This is a genomic window from Aeromicrobium sp. CF4.19 (assembly GCF_051262555.1).
Lineage (GTDB): Bacteria > Actinomycetota > Actinomycetes > Propionibacteriales > Nocardioidaceae > Aeromicrobium.
On the sequence record NZ_JBIMEU010000008.1, the window covers coordinates 62,236 to 78,314 of the forward strand.

At 71.1% G+C, this 16,079-nt stretch carries 15 protein-coding genes; 12 read left to right on the plus strand and 3 right to left on the minus strand.

Going from position 1 to position 16,079, the window contains the following annotated elements; all coding sequences use genetic code 11:
* Position 1 precedes the first annotated feature (1 nt).
* From nusA to ACHAAC_RS15280, 8 genes are all read left to right on the plus strand, one after another.
* Entirely contained in the window at positions 2 to 1,057 is a 1,056-nt protein-coding gene (gene nusA, locus ACHAAC_RS15245; RefSeq protein ID WP_435717159.1) for a transcription termination factor NusA, read from the plus strand.
* Entirely contained in the window at positions 1,054 to 1,365 is a 312-nt protein-coding gene (locus ACHAAC_RS15250; protein WP_435717160.1) for a YlxR family protein, read from the plus strand. The genes nusA and ACHAAC_RS15250 overlap by 4 nt, the downstream gene beginning before the upstream one ends.
* Positions 1,366 to 1,502: 137 nt before the next feature.
* Entirely contained in the window at positions 1,503 to 4,301 is a 2,799-nt protein-coding gene (gene infB / locus ACHAAC_RS15255; RefSeq protein ID WP_435717161.1) for a translation initiation factor IF-2, read from the plus strand.
* A 77-nt stretch (positions 4,302 to 4,378) separates the two neighbouring features.
* Entirely contained in the window at positions 4,379 to 4,822 is a 444-nt protein-coding gene (gene rbfA, locus ACHAAC_RS15260; RefSeq protein ID WP_435717162.1) for a 30S ribosome-binding factor RbfA, read from the plus strand.
* Positions 4,819 to 5,685: a tRNA pseudouridine(55) synthase TruB gene (gene truB, locus ACHAAC_RS15265; RefSeq protein ID WP_435717163.1), complete on the plus strand. Its 867-nt coding sequence runs from the start codon at positions 4,819 to 4,821 to the stop codon at positions 5,683 to 5,685. Before rbfA ends, truB begins: the two co-directional genes overlap by 4 nt.
* A gap of 29 nt (positions 5,686 to 5,714) precedes the next feature.
* Positions 5,715 to 6,953: a phospholipase D-like domain-containing protein gene (locus ACHAAC_RS15270; RefSeq protein ID WP_435717164.1), complete on the plus strand. Its 1,239-nt coding sequence runs from the start codon at positions 5,715 to 5,717 to the stop codon at positions 6,951 to 6,953.
* A 102-nt stretch (positions 6,954 to 7,055) separates the two neighbouring features.
* Positions 7,056 to 7,508, plus strand: a complete 453-nt coding sequence (locus ACHAAC_RS15275; protein WP_435717165.1) for a hypothetical protein — start codon at positions 7,056 to 7,058, stop codon at positions 7,506 to 7,508.
* The gene (locus tag ACHAAC_RS15280; protein WP_435717166.1) at positions 7,508 to 8,359 is read left to right on the plus strand and encodes a serine/threonine-protein kinase; all 852 of its coding nucleotides are present in this window, start codon (positions 7,508 to 7,510) and stop codon (positions 8,357 to 8,359) included. The genes ACHAAC_RS15275 and ACHAAC_RS15280 overlap by 1 nt, the downstream gene beginning before the upstream one ends.
* Positions 8,360 to 8,373: 14 nt before the next feature.
* Here the strand turns inward: ACHAAC_RS15280 and ACHAAC_RS15285 are convergent, their stop codons facing one another.
* From ACHAAC_RS15285 to ACHAAC_RS15295, 3 genes are read right to left on the minus strand one after another with little or no spacing between them, the layout of a single operon-like run.
* Positions 8,374 to 9,036, minus strand: coding sequence for a response regulator transcription factor (locus ACHAAC_RS15285; protein ID WP_435717167.1), 663 nt, complete (start codon positions 9,034 to 9,036; stop codon positions 8,374 to 8,376).
* The gene (locus ACHAAC_RS15290; RefSeq protein WP_435717168.1) at positions 9,033 to 10,442 is read right to left on the minus strand and encodes a sensor histidine kinase; all 1,410 of its coding nucleotides are present in this window, start codon (positions 10,440 to 10,442) and stop codon (positions 9,033 to 9,035) included. Before ACHAAC_RS15290 ends, ACHAAC_RS15285 begins: the two co-directional genes overlap by 4 nt.
* 3 nt (positions 10,443 to 10,445) lie before the next feature.
* A complete protein-coding gene (locus tag ACHAAC_RS15295; RefSeq protein ID WP_435717169.1) occupies positions 10,446 to 10,760 on the minus strand; it encodes a hypothetical protein in 315 nt (104 codons plus the stop codon).
* Positions 10,761 to 10,874: 114 nt separating this feature from the next.
* Between ACHAAC_RS15295 and ACHAAC_RS15300 the strand changes: the two genes are divergently transcribed.
* From ACHAAC_RS15300 to ACHAAC_RS15315, 4 genes are all read left to right on the plus strand, one after another.
* Entirely contained in the window at positions 10,875 to 11,807 is a 933-nt protein-coding gene (locus ACHAAC_RS15300) for a bifunctional riboflavin kinase/FAD synthetase (RefSeq protein WP_435717170.1), read from the plus strand.
* A 199-nt stretch (positions 11,808 to 12,006) separates the two neighbouring features.
* Positions 12,007 to 12,261 (plus strand): 30S ribosomal protein S15, encoded by a 255-nt coding sequence (gene rpsO, locus ACHAAC_RS15305; RefSeq protein ID WP_435717249.1) that lies wholly within the window; start codon positions 12,007 to 12,009, stop codon positions 12,259 to 12,261.
* A gap of 238 nt (positions 12,262 to 12,499) precedes the next feature.
* A complete protein-coding gene (locus ACHAAC_RS15310) occupies positions 12,500 to 14,740 on the plus strand; it encodes a polyribonucleotide nucleotidyltransferase (RefSeq protein ID WP_435717171.1) in 2,241 nt (746 codons plus the stop codon).
* Between the two features lie 115 nt (positions 14,741 to 14,855).
* Positions 14,856 to 16,046: a kynureninase gene (locus ACHAAC_RS15315; protein WP_435717172.1), complete on the plus strand. Its 1,191-nt coding sequence runs from the start codon at positions 14,856 to 14,858 to the stop codon at positions 16,044 to 16,046.
* The last annotated feature ends 33 nt before the right edge of the window (positions 16,047 to 16,079 follow it).

The following is a 16,079-nucleotide window of genomic DNA, read 5'->3' on the forward strand; positions in this document are numbered from 1 at the left end:
CATGGACATCGACATCGCCGCCCTGCGTGCCCTCGAGCGCGAGAAGGACATCTCCTTCGAGGTCGTCGTGGAGGCCATCGAGACGGCTCTGCTCTCGGCCTACCACCGCACCCCCGACGCCCACCAGCAGGCGCGCGTCGAGCTGGACCGCTCCAGTGGCCACGTGACGGTCTGGGCCAAGGAGCGCCTCGAGGACCCGCCGGCGCCCGAGCCGGACCCCGATGCCGATCCTGAGGATCCGCCGCCTGCGCGGCCCGCACCACGGTTCACCGACGAGTTCGACCACACCCCGGAGGACTTCGGTCGCTTCGCCGCCACGATCGCCCGGCAGCTGATCATGCAGCGGCTGCGCGACGCCGAGGACGAGCAGAAGTACGGCGAGTTCTCCGGCCGTGTCGGCGACATCGTCTCCGGCATCATCCAGCAGGGGGCTCGACCCGGGGACGTCATGATCGACCTCGGCCGGGTGGAGGCGCTCCTGCCGGCCGCCGAGCGGGTCGCGGAGGAGAAGTACGCCCATGGCGAGCGCATCAAGGCCTACGTCTACGAGGTCGAGAAGGGCATGCGGGGCCCGCGGGTCAAGGTCTCTCGCACGCACCCCGGGCTGGTCAAGCTGCTCTTCGCCCTCGAGGCGCCGGAGATCGCCGACGGCTCGGTCGAGATCTGCGCGATCGCCCGCGAGGCCGGTCACCGCACCAAGATCGCGGTGCGTGCCACCATCCCCGGCGTCAACGCCAAGGGCGCCTGCATCGGCCCCATGGGACAGCGGGTCCGCAACGTCATGCACGAGCTGCACGGCGAGAAGATCGACATCGTCGACTTCAGCGACGAGCCCGCCGAGTTCATCGCCCACGCCCTCTCGCCCTCGCAGGTCAAGGGCGTGACGCTGGTCGACACCGCGGCGCGCGCGGCGCGGGTCGTCGTGCCCGACTTCCAGCTCTCCCTGGCCATCGGCAAGGAGGGCCAGAACGCTCGCCTGGCCGCCAAGCTCACCGGCTGGCGCATCGACATCAGGTCCGACACCGAGCCCGCTCCGCCGGCCACCGCCCCGTCGTGAGCGAGCCGATGCGGCACACCGAGGACCGAAGCGGTAGAGTGGTCCCGGTCGTCCGCACGTGCATCGGTTGTCGAGAGCGCGCGGAGGCCACCACTCTGGTGCGGATCGTCGCGATCCAGGGAACGGCGCCCGTCGTCGTCACCCCGGACCTGCGGCGGACGATGCCGGGTCGGGGCGCTCACCTGCATCCCGACACCCGGTGCCTGGAGCTGGCGAGACGGCGCAAGGCCTTCGGTCGGGCCCTCCGTGTGGAGGGATCGCTCGACCTGGACCGCGTGACCGCCCTCGTCGCCGGGACCGGAACATGACCACAGCAACGGGACCTCGTCCCACGACCCGAATCGGAGCACACGCTCATGAGCACTCGATGAGTACTTTCCGATGAGCCTGCACGTCAACTAGCGGTTCGGACCTTCTTCGGGTTCGGACTCCCCGAAGGAGAACAGTGGCTGTCAGAGTCCACGAGCTTGCGCGAGAGCTCGGAGTAGCGAGCAAGGACATCCTGTCCACGTTGAAGGACATGGGTGAGTACGTGAAGTCGGCCTCGTCCACGGTCGAGGCACCTGTCGTGCGTCGACTCCAGGAGGAGCACGGCGACGCACTGCGCGCCCAGGGCGCCAAGAAGGGCGCCAAGAAGGCTCCTGCCAAGACGGCGGAGTCCACGAAGGCCGAGCCCGAGGTCGAGCAGCCCCAGGCTGTCGAGCCGCAGGCCGCCGAGCCGTCCGCGCCGACCCAGGAGCCCGCTGCTGCGTCGGTCGAGGAGACCTCCGAGCCCACCGCGCCCAGGCCCGGCCCCAAGCCGGCCCCCCGGCCCGGTCCGGCTCCCGGCCCGCAGTCGCCCCCCGAGCCCGAGGCCGAGGGCGAGGCGGCCTCCGACGAGGCATCCACCAAGCCCAGCCCAGGCCCCCGCCCGGGCCCCCGTGGCGGCCCGGCCCGCCCCGGCAACAACCCGTTCAGCTCGCGTCAGGGCATGCAGCAGGATCGTGCGCCCCGACCCCCGGCCGCCCGCGAGGGCGGTGGCACCGGCACCGGAGCGGGTACCGGTGCTCCCGCCGGTCGTCCCGGCATGCCGCGCCCCAACCCGGCGATGATGCCCAAGCAGTCCGGCCTCGCCGGACGTCCCGGCCCCGGCGGCGGTGGACGTCCTGGTCCCGGTGGACGTCCCGGCCCCGGTGGCGGTGGACGCCCCGGTGGTCCCGGTGGCGGTCCCGGTGGTGGACGCCCCGGTGGTCCCGGTGGCGGTCCCGGTGGTGGACGCCCCGGCGGTGGCTTCGGCGGCGGACGCCCCGGAGGCCCCGGTCGCGGCGGTCGTGGTGGCACGCAGGGCGCGTTCGGTCGCGCCGGTGGTCCGCCGCGCCGTGGTCGCAAGAGCAAGCGCGCCAAGCGCCAAGAGTTCGACCAGATGCAGGCGCCCGCCATCGGCGGCGTCCGCGTCCGCAAGGGCGACGGCCAGACCGTCCGTCTGGCGCGGGGCGCCTCGCTCACGGACTTCGCCGACAAGATCGGTGGCGACGCGGCCTCGCTCGTGCAGGTGCTGTTCCACCTGGGTGAGATGGTGACGGCGACGCAGTCCGTCAACGACGAGACCCTGCACCTGCTGGGCGAAGAGCTCAACTACATCGTCGAGGTCGTCTCGCCCGAGGACGAGGACCGTGAGCTGCTGGAGTCGTTCTCGCTGGAGTTCGGCGAGGACACCGGCGACGACGAGGACATGGCGGCACGTCCGCCGGTCGTCACCGTCATGGGCCACGTCGACCACGGCAAGACCAAGCTGCTCGACGCGCTGCGCAACAGCAACCTGGTGGCCAAGGAGTCCGGCGGCATCACGCAGACCATCGGCGCGTACCAGGTGGCCACCGAGGTCGACGACCTCGAGCGCCGCATCACCTTCATCGACACCCCGGGTCACGAGGCGTTCACCGCCATGCGCGCCCGTGGTGCGCAGGCCACGGACATCGCCGTCCTGGTGGTCGCGGCCGACGACGGTGTCATGCCCCAGACGGTCGAGGCGCTCAACCACGCCAAGGCCGCCGGTGTGCCGATCGTCGTCGCGGTCAACAAGATCGACAAGCCCGATGCGGACTCGTCGAAGGCGCGCGGCCAGCTCACCGAGTACGGCCTGGTGCCCGAGGAGTACGGCGGCGACACGATGTTCGTCGACGTCTCGGCCCTGGCCGACATCGGTCTGGACACGCTGCTGGAGTCCATCATCCTGACGGCTGACGCGTCCCTGGACCTGCGGGCGAACCCGGACCAGAACGCCGAGGGGCTGGCCATCGAGGCGCACCTGGACCGCGGTCGCGGTCCTGTCGCCACGGTGCTGGTCCAGCGCGGCACGCTGCGTGTCGGGGACACCCTCGTCGCCGGATCGGCCTTCGGCCGTGTGCGGGCACTGCTGGACGAGTTCGGCAACAGCGTCCAGGAGGCGACACCGTCGCGTCCGGTGATGGTGCTCGGTCTCACCGCCGTGCCCGGTGCCGGAGACAACTTCATGGTGGTCAGCGACGACCGCATCGCCCGGCAGATCGCCGAGAAGCGTGAGGCTCGCGAGCGCAACGCCGCACTCGCCAAGCGCACCAGCCGCCGGACCCTCGAGGACTTCATGTCCTCGCTGGAGAAGGGTGGCAACGACGAGCTGCTCCTCATCCTCAAGGGCGAGGGCTCCGGCTCGGTCGAGGCACTCGAGGACTCCCTGGCCGGCATCGACGTCGGCGAGGAGGTCAACCTGCGGGTCATCGACCGCGGCGTGGGCGCGATCACCGAGACGGACGTCAACCTGGCGGCTGCCTCGGACGCGATCATCATCGGCTTCAACGTGCGCCCGCAGGGCAAGGCCACCGAGCTCGCCGACCGCGAGGGCGTCGAGATCAAGTACTACTCGGTGATCTACCAGGCCATCGATGAGATCGAGGCGGCCCTCAAGGGCATGCTCAAGCCCGAGTTCGAGGAGCACCAGCTCGGCACGGCACAGATCCGCGAGGTCTTCCGCTCGAGCAAGATCGGCAACATCGCCGGTTGCATGGTCACCAGCGGCACGCTGCGGCGCAACGCCAAGGCTCGCCTGCTGCGTGACGGAGCGGTCGTGGCCGACAACCTCGACCTCTCCAGCCTCCGGCGCGAGAAGGACGACGTCTCGGAGGTCCGTGAGGGCTTCGAGTGCGGACTCGTGCTCAAGGGCTACGGCGACGTCAAGATCGACGACGTCGTGGAGATGTTCGAGCTTCGCGAGAAGTCACGCGACTGACCCCGACGACGGGTGTGCCGCCTGCCTGCCACGGCCGGCGGGCGGCACACCGGTCGTCGACCGGCTGAGGAGAGACCATGGCAGGACAGCGCAACCACCAGCTGGCCGACCGCATCAAGGTGATCGTCGCCGAGATGCTGGAGCGTCGCGTCAAGGACCCCCGGCTGGGCTTCGTCACCATCACCGACGTGCGCCTCACCGGTGACAACCAGCACGCCTCGGTCTTCTACACGGTGCTGGGTGACCAGAAGGCCATCGACGACACCGGGGCCGCCCTGGACAGCGCGACCGGGCTGCTCCGCAAGGAGGTGGGCAACCAGCTCTCCCTGCGGCACACGCCGAGCCTGGCCTTCTTCCTTGACGCGGTGCCGGAGACGGCGCAGCAGATCGAGGAGCTTCTCGCCAAGGCCCGAGCGGCCGACGACGAGGTGGCCTCCCGGGCCGCCGGCGCCCGGTACGCCGGCGACGCCGACCCGTACCGCGTCAAGCCGGCGGACGGGGAGCAGGACGAGCGGGAGTGAACGGGCTCGTCGTCGTCGACAAGCCGCCCGGGTGGACCTCCCACGACGTCGTGGGACGCATGCGGCGCCTGGCCGGGACCCGCAAGGTCGGCCATGCCGGGACGCTCGACCCGATGGCCACGGGTGTCCTGGTGCTGGGGGTGGGCCGGGCGACCCGGTTGCTGGGGCACCTGCAGCTCGCGGACAAGGAGTACCTGGCCACCATCCGGCTGGGCGTCTCCACGGTCACCGACGACGCGGAGGGTGAGACCACCGGGACGCACGACGCTTCCGGGCTCGGTGAGTCCGCGATCCGCGACGCCGTGGCAGCGCTGACGGGGGACATCGAGCAGGTGCCGTCCTCGGTCTCGGCCGTCAAGATCGACGGCGTACGGTCCTACGCCCGGGTGCGATCCGGCGAGGACGTGCAGATCCCGGCACGGCAGGTCACCGTCTCGACCTTCGACGTGCAGGACGTGCGCCACGAGGGCGCGGTCGTCGATCTCGACGTACGGGTGGTGTGCACCAGCGGTACCTACGTCCGGGCCCTGGCCCGCGACGTCGGCGATGCGCTCGGGGTGGGCGGCCACCTGACGATGCTGCGCCGCACCCGCGTGGGTGGATTCGCGCTCGACGTCGCCCGGACCCTCGATGAGCACGCCGAGGAGCTCACGGTGCTGGACATCGCCAGCGCCGCCCGTTCGTGCTTTCCCGCAGTCGACCTGGACGAGGGAGCGGCCCGCGACGTCGGGTTCGGGCGCACCCTGGCCGAGCGCGAGCTGCCGTTCGTCGGTCCCGTGGCGCTGTTCGCGCCGGACGGCGCCTTCCTCGCGTTGTACGAGCAGTCCGGGGCCGACGCCCGGCCGGTCGCGGTCTTCGTCTGAGCAGAAGGAAGTCATCTAGGGTGCGCAGCATGAGGAAGATCCCCGTCCGTGGCATTCTCTGGCGCGGGTTCGAGGCCTGGCTGTTGTCCGCGCTGGCGATCACGGCCTCGCTGATGGGCATCACCAAGGTGCGCAAGCTCCTGCGCGGGGGCGAGTCCGACGAGCCCTTCCCGCGCCTGGAGCCCCTGAGCACCCCCATCCGTGGCGGCGCCCGGGCCACCACGTACATGGCCGGGGACCGTCTCTACGCCGACATGCTCGCCGCGATCGAGGGCGCACAGGACCGGGTCCTGTTCGAGACCTACATCCTCAAGGGGGACGAGACCGGACGTCGGTTCAAAGATGCGCTGGTGGCTGCCGCGCACCGTGGGGTGGACGTCCGGGTGGTCTACGACGGCTTCGCCAACCTGGTCGTCAACCCACACTTCCTGCGCTTCCCGCCCCCCGTCAGGACTCTGCGCTACCCGGTGTTCAACGCCGGGTGGCAGATCTTCAATCCCCGACGCTGGGGCCGGGACCACCGCAAGATCCTCGTGGTCGACGACACCGTGGGCTTCGTCGGCGGGTACAACGTCGGCTCCCTCTACGAGACGTCCTGGCGCGACACGCACCTGCGGGTGGACGGCGACGCCGTGTGGTACCTGGCCAACGCCTTCGTCGACTTCTGGAACCTGCACCGGCGGGACGACCCGATGGAGAGCGTCGGCAGCCCGACGTGGCAGCCGTACGTGCGGGCGCACCGCAACGTGCCGCGCCAGCTCGTGTTTCCCATCCGGGGCATGTATCTCGAGGCGATCGACCGGGCCTCCTCGCACATCCGGATGACGGCTGCGTACTTCATCCCCGACCACGACATCCTCGCGGCGCTCGAGGAGGCTCGCCGGCGCGGGGTGAGCATCGACATCATCGTGCCGAAGGTGAGCAACCACGTGCTCGCCGACTGGCTCTCGCGCGGCTTCTACGGGGGGCTGCTGCGGGCTGGTGTCCGGATCCACCAGTACGAGAACGCCATGGTCCACGCCAAGACGGCAACGATCGACGGGAGCTGGTCGACGGTAGGCACGGCCAACATCGACCGGCTCAGCCTCTCGGGCAACTACGAGATCAACCTCGAGATCTTCGACGACGGGCTCGCGCAGGACCTCGAGGCCGCGTTCGCGGAGGACCTGACCAACTGCACGGAGCTGACGTGGGACGCCTGGGCGCGGCGCGACGTCGTGGCCCGGGCCTGCGAGATCCTGCTGCGCCCGTTGCGACCGTTGCTCTGAGCCCTCTGCTCTGGGGATGAGAAGGCTCTCACGCGGGCCTCATGGGGGGCTCACGCTGGGTGGCCATGGTGGGTGTCATCACCCCACTGAAGGAGCAGCACCATGAACACCACCCTCCGCACCGCCATCGTCGGCCTCGCCGGCACGGTGGCCCTCGGCACCGCCGGGTTCGCCCTCGCGTCCTCGGCCCAGGCCGGCAACGACGATCCTGCGCTCAAGCGCGAGGACTCCATCGAGTCCTGGACGGTCCCCGCGGCCGATGACGACGACGACCGAGACGACCGAGACGACCGCGATCGTGACCGGGACACCCGCGGCACCCGGGCGTCGGCCCCCACGCGCGACACCAAGCAGACGCGGCAGAGCGTCGCCTCGCAGCCGAGCCGGAACACGATGAAGACGGTGGCCTCGGCCCCGTCGCGGGTCTCCGCTCCCTCGCGCGCGTCGGCCCCCAGCCGTGTGTCCGCGCCCTCGCGCCAGTCGGCACCGAGCAAGCAGTCGGCACCGAGCAAGCCGTCTGCCCCCAGCGCGCCGTCACGCGACACCGACCGCTGATGTCCGACGACCACTGGCAGCTGACCGGGGGCGACGAGGTCGCCCCCGGTCTGGTGGTTCTCAAGGACCTCGGGGGTGGCGTCGTGTTCGAGGCGTGGCTGGCCCACGACGAGCGGCTCCTGGCCCCGGTGGTCGTCAAGATCATGCGTCCCTCCCACGTGGGCGACTCCCACTCGCGGGCATCCCTGGCACGGGAGGTGTCGCTCATGGGGTCCCTGGGTCACCCGGGCATCGCGCGGCTGTTCGCCTACGACGACGGACCCCGGCCCTACCTGGTCCTGGAGCACGTCGAGGGTCCCAACCTCTCCCGGCTGATCAGCAAGCACGGGGCCCTGGCCTCCCACCAGCTGTACGCGGTCGCCCTCGAGCTCGCCTCCGCCCTGCACTACCTGGCGGGAGAGGGGCTGTGTCACCTCGACGTCAAGCCCAGCAACGTCATCGTCGGGGCGCCGGCCAAGCTCATCGACCTCTCCATCGCGATGACGCACGAGGAGGCCGCGCTGCTGGACCACCCGGTCGGGAGCGATGAGTACATGGCGCCCGAGCAGTGCGAGCCCGGCAGCCGCGGGCTGCCCGGCCCGGCCAGCGACGTGTGGGGGCTCGGCGGCACCCTGTTCCGTGCCGCAGCCGGCTTCCGGGCCTTCGACCGCGACCGGCCGTGGGCCCAGCTGCACGACGAGCCCGCTGCGCTCCCACCGCGGGTCGACCCGGCGTTCGCCGCCATCGTGCTGGACTGCCTGCGGCCGGACCCGGCCGACCGGCCCACGCCCCGCGAGGTGGTCGACCGGCTGGAGCCGCTCATCGCCACGCTCCCGAGCGCCCGACTGGCCGGCTTCAGCCTGAGGCGCTGATCCTCCGTGCGCGGTCAGTCGACGCGGTAGCCCAGGCCGCGCACGGTGGTGATGAGCTCCGCGCCGAGCTTGCGGCGCAGGTAGCCGACGTAGACGTCGACGATGTTGGAGCCGGGGTCGAAGTCGTAGCCCCAGACGTGCGAGAGCAGCTGCTCGCGCGAGAGCACCTGCCCGCGGTGAGCCATGAGCACCTCGGCGAGCGACAGCTCCCGCGCGGACAGCTCCACCTCCCGTTGACCCACGAAGGCCCGACGACGGCGCAGGTCCAGCCGGACGTCCCCGGCGCTCAGCTCGTCGTCGGGAGGACTCGTCGTGGTGGGGGAGCGCAGTCTCAGCCGGATGCGGGCCACCAGCTCGGCGAACTTGAACGGCTTGCTCATGTAGTCCGCCGCGCCACCCTCCAGGACCGAGACCGTGGCGTCGACGGAGTCGCGCGCCGTGAGGACGATGACGGGGAGCTCGGGCCGCTCGGCCGAGACCTGCGTCAGGATCTCGAAGCCGTCCTTGCCCGGAAGACCGAGGTCGAGCACGACGAGGTCGAAGTCTCCGGTCATCGCGTAGTCGAGCCCGGTGATGCCGTCGCCGACGACCGTGGGCGTGTAGCCCTGGGCCTTCAAGCCCTTGGAGATGAAGGAGGCGATGCGCTGCTCGTCCTCCACGACGAGGATCCGGTTCATGCGGGGCCCTCCCCGGGCAGGACGAGTCGGAAGGTCGCCCCGGGTGCGCCCGGCGTGGCGGGGTCCAGCATGACGTGTCCGTGGTGTGCCTCGGCGATGGCGGTCACGATCGAGAGTCCGAGGCCGAAGCCCTCCCGGGCCTGCTCGTCCTGGGTGAAACGCTCGAAGACCCGCTCCCGCAGCTCGTCCGGCACCCCGGTGCCGGCGTCGCGGACCCAGAGCTCCAAGGACCCGTCGTGCCATCGCGAGCCGATGCCGATCTCGTCCCCGACGTCGGTGTGGCGCACCGCGTTCTCGGCCAGCTGCAGCAACGCCTGGGTGATCCTCTGCCCGTCCAGCACGTGCGACCCCCGGACCACACCGTCCAGCACCCAGGCGCGGCCGCTAAGCGCACGGGCGCGTTCCAGGACCCCGAGGGTGAGGGCCTCCACGTCGTGGGTCTCGGGCCGCACGAAGTCAGGGCGCTCGACCTTCGCGAGCAGCAGGAGGTCCGAGACCAGCCGGGCCATGCGGTCGATCTCGTCGGTCAGCAGCGCGCGGGTGCTCTGGACGTCCTGCACGTCGTGCGGATCGAGCAGCTCCAGGTGGCCTCGCAGCACCGTGAGGGGGGTGCGGAGCTCGTGGGCGGCGTCGTCGAGCAACCGGCGCTGGCTCGCGAAGGCCTCCTCCAGACGGTCGAGCATGGCGTTGAACGTGCGCTGCAGGTCGGTGAGGTCGTCGTTCCCCGTGACCTCGAGGCGCCCGCTGAGGTCTCCCTCGGTGATGCCGTGGGCCGTGTCGCGCAACCGGGTGACCGGCGCCAGCAGCCGCCCGGCGAGCCACGACGCGATCGCCGCGATCACCAGCACGGAGAGCGCGGCAAGGATCGAGTAGGTGACCATGAGCTCACGCAGCGGGGCGCGCGCGGCGGTGAGGTCGGAGGTCACGACGAAGGACGCCGACGCCGCACCCTGCGTCACGGGCTGGACGGCGACCCGGTAGCGCTCCCCGGCGATGCGCAGGTCTCGGAGTCCGCCGGTCTCGGCGAGCTCACGCACCAGGCGAGGAAAGGCCGTGCTGCGTGCCAGGACAGGGTCGGCCTCGCCGACGAACGAAGGCTGTCCGGTCTGCGGGAAGGCCCAGAGCATCTCGTCGCGCTCGGGCAGGTTGCGGGACAGGAAGAAGGTGACGAGACGGTCCGGGGACGCAAAAGGAACCCCCGTCTCCGGGTCGACCCCCTCGGCGTGCAGGCGCCGCAGCTCGTCGACCTCCTGGGCGATCGCGTCCTCCACCCGCTGCTCGACCCCGCGTGACTCGATCACGTAGAGCGTCGCGCCGACGACGAGCAGCGCCGCCGCGGACAGCAGTCCCACGGCGGCGGTCAGTCGTTGCCGGACCGAGATCCGGACGGTGGGCCGCCAGCGCATCACTCAGTCGTCGTCATCGTCGCCGTCGCCGTCATCGTCGCTGTCGTCGTCATCATCGTCGTCGATGGGCCGCGGGGTGGGGTTGACCTGCTGGTAGCCGCCATCGTTCGCCGGAGGTGCCGTTGCCGACGGCGAGGGGTCCGGCTCGGGCCCAGCGCTCGTCGTGGGGCTCGGCGTCGATGAGGGTGTGGGCACGCTGATCGGGTCGAAGGTCGGGGCATCGCCGCCACCCTGGGCCGCCACCCGGCCCACGGCGAGGGCGACGAGCACGAGCGCCACGACGACGAGGACCGCCGAGGCCAGTCGAGATCGGGTCATGGCGCCAGCCTGCCGTCCGCGGGTGAGAGGGGTGATGAGGAACTGATGAGAAGGTTCTCATCCGATCGGCCCGCGCGTCTCCCGGGCGCGACGGGCTGTGGCACAGTTTCCGACGTGAGAACGTGGTTCGAGGCACCCGGGGCAGCGACCGTCCCGCGCACGGATCCGTCCGCCGTGACGATCGGCATGTTCGACGGCGTCCATCGGGGTCATCAGGAGGTCCTGGCACGCACCCGTGAGGCGTCCCACGGCACGCCGACGGTGGCAGTGACCTTCGAGCCGCATCCGATGGCTGTCCTGCGCCCGGAGCTGGTCCCCCCACGCCTGACGAGCCTGTCGCGACGGGTGGAGCTGCTGCACGAGCACGGAGCGGACGAGGTCCGGGTCCTGTCCTTCTCCCGGGAGATGGCGGCCCTCGAGCCCGATGACTTCGTCGAGCGGGTGCTGGTGCAGGAGCTGAAGGCCCGTCACGTCGTCGTCGGCCACAACTTCCGGTACGGCGCCCGCGCCCAGGGCGACCCCTCGCGGATGCGGGGGAGCGGAGTGCACCACGGCTTCAGCGTCGTCGACCTGGAGCTGCAGAGCGTGGCCGGGCACGAGTGCTCCTCCACCCGGGTCCGTGAGCTCGTCGCGCAAGCTCAGCTGGAGCAGGCCGCGGTGATGCTGGGCCGACCGCACGCCGTGGAGGGCGTGGTGGTCCAGGGCGACCGCCGTGGCCGTGACCTCGGCTTCCCGACGGCCAACGTGCCGGTCGACGAGCAGGCGGCCGTGCCGCCTGACGGCGTCTACGCGGGCCGGCTCGTGACGGCGAGCCAGACGCTCCCGGCGGCCGTCTCCGTCGGGTCCAACCCGACCTTCCGAGGCACCGAGCGCCGCGTCGAGTCCTACGTCATCGACCACGGGCACGATCTCGAGCTCTACGGGGAGTCGGTACGGGTCGAGCTCCTCGAGCGCGTTCGGCCGATGGTCGCCTTCGACTCCGTCGACGCACTGGTCGCCCAGATGCACGAGGACGTCTGCGCGGCGCGAGAGGTCCTCGGCCGCTGACGGCCTCCGTTGTCGTGGACCCTGACGCGGCCTCGGGGAGGACCACGATTCGCCCCGCCGTCGCTGCCGCTGATACTCTGAACGGTGCCGTGCAACGGCCACGGATCGTAGTGCCCCGGTGAACCGGCCCGGGCGCGCCGTGCAACAACCTCTGAGGAGAACAGTGTCGAAGAAGACTGCCGCGCCCACCGTGGCCAACATGCCCAAGGCCGAGATCATCGAGCAGTACGCCACCGTCCCGGGTGACACCGGCTCCCCGGAGGTGCAGATCGCGCTCCTGTCCGGCCGGATCGCGCACCTGACCGATCACCTGCAGGAGCACAAGCACGACCACCACAGCCGTCGCGGCCTGCTGCTGCTCGTCGGTCAGCGTCGTCGCCTGCTGAACTACCTGCAGAACAACGACATCGGCCGCTACCGCTCGCTCATCGAGCGCCTCGGACTGCGACGCTGATCCCGACAGGCGGTCGCCCCACGGGCGGCCGCCTGCTTCGCTCCACCACCACAACTGCACAACGACACCACCACCACGGACGAGAGCCAGGCACGCTCGGCTCGGTCCTCGGTAGTGGCCTTCGGACGCCGGCTCGCGCCGGCCACCGCGGGCCTCGATCGAAGACCGGCACCAGAAATCCCGCCTGCCTGCGTCTCGTCCCTCATGAGCGGGCCATCGGCCCGCGGAAGGGACTCGCATGAGCGAATCCGACATCCACACCGCCCAGACCGTCATCGACAACGGCCGCTTCGGCCAGCGCACCGTCCGCTTCGAGGCCGGCCAGCTGGCCCAGCAGGCCGCCGGCTCCGTCGCGGCGTTCCTCGACGAGGACACCATGCTCCTCTCGGCCACCACGGCCAGCAAGCGTCCCAAGGACAACCTCGACTTCTTCCCGCTGACGATCGACGTCGAGGAGCGCATGTACGCCGCGGGACGCATCCCCGGCTCGTTCTTCCGTCGCGAGGGTCGGCCCAGCGAGGACGCCATCCTCACGTGCCGTCTCATCGACCGGCCCCTGCGCCCGACCTTCAAGAAGGGCCTGCGCAACGAGGTCCAGGTCGTCATCACGGTCCTCGCGCTCAACCCGGACACGCCCTACGACGTGCTGGCGATCAACGCCGCCTCGGCGTCCACCCAGATCTCCGGCCTGCCGTTCACCGGCCCCATCGGCGCCACCCGCGTCGCCCTCATCGAGGACCAGTGGGTGGCCTTCCCCACGCACAGCCAGCTCGAGAACGCCGCCTTCGACATGGTCGTCGCCGGCCGCATCGCTGGTGACGACGTCGCGATCATGATGGTCGAGGCCGAGTCCACCGAGGCCACCTGGGACCTCGTGCAGGTCGGCACGACCGCTCCCACCGAGGAGGTCGTGGCCGACGGCCTCGACGCCGCCAAGGTCTTCATCCGCCAGCTCTGCGAGGCGCAGTCCGAGCTCGCCGCCGTGGCCAGCAAGCCCGTCCAGGACTTCCAGGTCTTCCCCGAGTTCGAGGACGACGTCCACGACGCCGTCGCCCAGGTCGCCGCCGGCCCGCTGGGCGAGGCGATGACCATCGCCGACAAGGCCGATCGCGCCGACCGCGAGAGCGAGATCAAGGCCGACGTCCTCGACCAGCTCGGTGCGCAGTTCGAGGGCCGCGAGAAGGAGATCGGTGCCGCACTGCGGGCCGTCACGAAGTCCGTCGTGCGTGAGCGCGTCCTGCGCGACAAGGTGCGCATCGACGGTCGCGGGCTCGCCGACATCCGTGCGCTGAGCGCCGAGGTCGGCGTCGTCCCGCGCGTGCACGGCTCGGCCCTGTTCCAGCGTGGCGAGACCCAGATCATGGGCATCACCACGCTGAACATGCTCGGCCTGGAGCAGAAGCTGGACACGCTCTCGCCCGAGACCAGCCGCCGGTACATGCACAACTACAACTTCCCGCCGTTCTCCACAGGTGAGACCGGCCGCGTCGGCTCGCCCAAGCGTCGCGAGGTCGGCCACGGTGCGCTCGCCGGCCGGGCCCTGCTGCCCGTCCTGCCGACGCGCGAGGAGTTCCCCTACGCCATCCGTCAGGTCTCCGAGGCGCTGAGCTCCAACGGCTCCACCTCCATGGGCTCGGTCTGCGCCTCGACCATCGGCCTGCTCAACGCCGGTGTGCCGCTGCGCGCACCGGTCGCGGGCATCGCGATGGGCCTCATCTCCGGCGAGGTCGACGGTGAGACGCAGTACGTCACGCTGACCGACATCCTCGGTGCCGAGGACGCCTTCGGCGACATGGACTTCAAGGTCGCAGGCACGCCGGAGTTCATCACCGCGCTGCAGCTGGACACCAAGCTCGACGGCATCCCGGCCGACGTGCTGCGCGGTGCGCTGACGCAGGCCAAGGGCGCTCGCCTGACCATCCTGGACGTCATGGCCGAGGCCATCGACGCTCCCGACGAGATGAGCCAGTACGCCCCGCGGATCATCACGATCCGGATCCCCGTGGACAAGATCGGCGAGGTCATCGGCCCGAAGGGCAAGATGATCAACACGATCCAGGACGACACCGGCGCCAAGATCTCCCTCGAGGACGACGGCACCGTCTACGTCGGTGCCGAGAGCGGCGAGGCCGCCGAGGCAGCCCGTGACGCCATCAACGCGATCGCCAACCCGACGATGCCCGAGGTCGGCGAGCGCTACCTCGGCACCGTCGTCAAGACGGTCGACTTCGGCGCCTTCATCTCCCTGCTCCCGGGCAAGGACGGGCTGCTGCACATCAGCAAGCTGCGCGACCTCAACGGTGGCGAGCGCGTCAACAACGTCGAGGACGTCGTCTCGGTCGGCCAGAAGATCCAGGTCGAGATCGCCGAGCTGGGCGACCGCGGCAAGCTCTCGCTCATCCCCGTCGTGGAGAGTTCCGGCAACGGCGCCCCCGCCGACGCCGAGGCAGAGGCCGAGCAGGCGGCCGCCGACCTCTGATCGTCGGCTCCCACGACCTCGTGGGAGCGCATGACTCGCGGCGCCGGTTCCCACGACCTCGTGGGGGCCGGCGTCGCGGTCGTGGTGGTCGGGGTCGTGAGACGATCTCGGCACCATGACCGACTTCCGTGAGCGGGCCGCAGCGCTGGACGCCGGCGACCCCCTGGCCCCGTGGCGCGAGCAGTTCGTCCTCGAGCCGGACCTCGTCGCCTACCTCGACGGCAACTCGCTCGGCCGGCTGCCGCTGCGCACCCGGGACCGCCTCGCCGCGTTCGTGCGGGAGGAGTGGGGCGGGCGGCTCATCCGCGGGTGGTCCGAGGGCTGGGTCGACCTGCCCACACAGGTCGGGGACGAGCTCGGCGCGCTCGTGGGCGCTGCGCCCGGCCAGGTGGTCGTCGGCGACTCCACCACCATCTCCATCGCCAAGGCCCTGCACGCTGCTGCATCGCTGCGCCCCGGTCGCGACGAGCTGGTGCTGAGCAGCGCGGACTTCCCGACCGACCGCTACATCGCGGCCAAGGTCGCGCGCGACCGCGGACTGACGGTGCGGCACGTCGAGCCGACGCCGGACGGCGGACTCGACCTGGAGCCCGTGCTGGGGGAGCGGACCGCGGTGGTGCTGCTGAGCCACGTCGACTACCGCACCGGCGCACTGCTGGACCTGCCCGCCCTGACCAGCCAAATCCATGCGGCCGGTGGCGTCGTGGTGTGGGACCTGTGCCACTCCCTCGGGGTCGTGCCGACGGGCCTCGACGCCGCCGACGTGGACCTCGCGGTCGGCTGCACGTACAAGTACCTCAACGCCGGGCCCGGGGCGCCGTCGTTCATCTACGCGGCCGAGCGGCACCTCCCCGGCCTGGAGCAGCCGCTGCCCGGCTGGTGGAGCGCCGCGGACCTGTTCGCGATGGCCGATGAGTACAGCGCCGCTCCCGACGTCCGGCGCCTGCTGAGCGGGACGCCCAACGTCGCTGGGCTCCTGGCCGTGCGAGAGGGCGTGGCCATGGCCGCCGAGGCCGGGATCGAGGCGGCCCGCACGAAGTCCGAGCGGCTCACGTCCTTCGCCCTGGACGTCCTCGACGAGGCCGGGCTCGAGGTCCTGACCCCGAGGGACCCGGCACGCCGCGGCAGCCACGTGACCGTCCACGTCCCCGGAGCCCGGGCCGTCACCGAGGCGATGGTGGAGCGAGGCGTCGTCCCGGACTTCCGCGAGCCCGACCTCGTGCGGCTCGGCCTCGCGCCGCTGACCACGTCCTTCGAGGAGGCCAGGCGCGGCCTTGCCGTGCTCACCGACGTGCTGCAGGAGTAGACGGCCTCTGTCCGTGGGGGGAGACGGGTTCTG

Bases quoted from the DNA above. Each gene is read 5' to 3' on its own strand.
- rbfA (WP_435717162.1), top strand. From the start codon at position 4,379: ATGGCAGGACAGCGCAACCACCAGCTGGCCGACCGCATCAAGGTGATC.
- ACHAAC_RS15290 (WP_435717168.1), bottom strand. From the start codon at position 10,442: ATGCGCTGGCGGCCCACCGTCCGGATCTCGGTCCGGCAACGACTGACC.
- ACHAAC_RS15280 (WP_435717166.1), top strand. From the start codon at position 7,508: ATGTCCGACGACCACTGGCAGCTGACCGGGGGCGACGAGGTCGCCCCC.
- ACHAAC_RS15285 (WP_435717167.1), bottom strand. From the start codon at position 9,036: ATGAACCGGATCCTCGTCGTGGAGGACGAGCAGCGCATCGCCTCCTTC.
- ACHAAC_RS15270 (WP_435717164.1), top strand. From the start codon at position 5,715: ATGAGGAAGATCCCCGTCCGTGGCATTCTCTGGCGCGGGTTCGAGGCC.
- ACHAAC_RS15310 (WP_435717171.1), top strand. From the start codon at position 12,500: ATGAGCGAATCCGACATCCACACCGCCCAGACCGTCATCGACAACGGC.
- ACHAAC_RS15295 (WP_435717169.1), bottom strand. From the start codon at position 10,760: ATGACCCGATCTCGACTGGCCTCGGCGGTCCTCGTCGTCGTGGCGCTC.
- nusA (WP_435717159.1), top strand. From the start codon at position 2: ATGGACATCGACATCGCCGCCCTGCGTGCCCTCGAGCGCGAGAAGGAC.
- rpsO (WP_435717249.1), top strand. From the start codon at position 12,007: ATGCCCAAGGCCGAGATCATCGAGCAGTACGCCACCGTCCCGGGTGAC.
- ACHAAC_RS15275 (WP_435717165.1), top strand. From the start codon at position 7,056: ATGAACACCACCCTCCGCACCGCCATCGTCGGCCTCGCCGGCACGGTG.
- ACHAAC_RS15315 (WP_435717172.1), top strand. From the start codon at position 14,856: ATGACCGACTTCCGTGAGCGGGCCGCAGCGCTGGACGCCGGCGACCCC.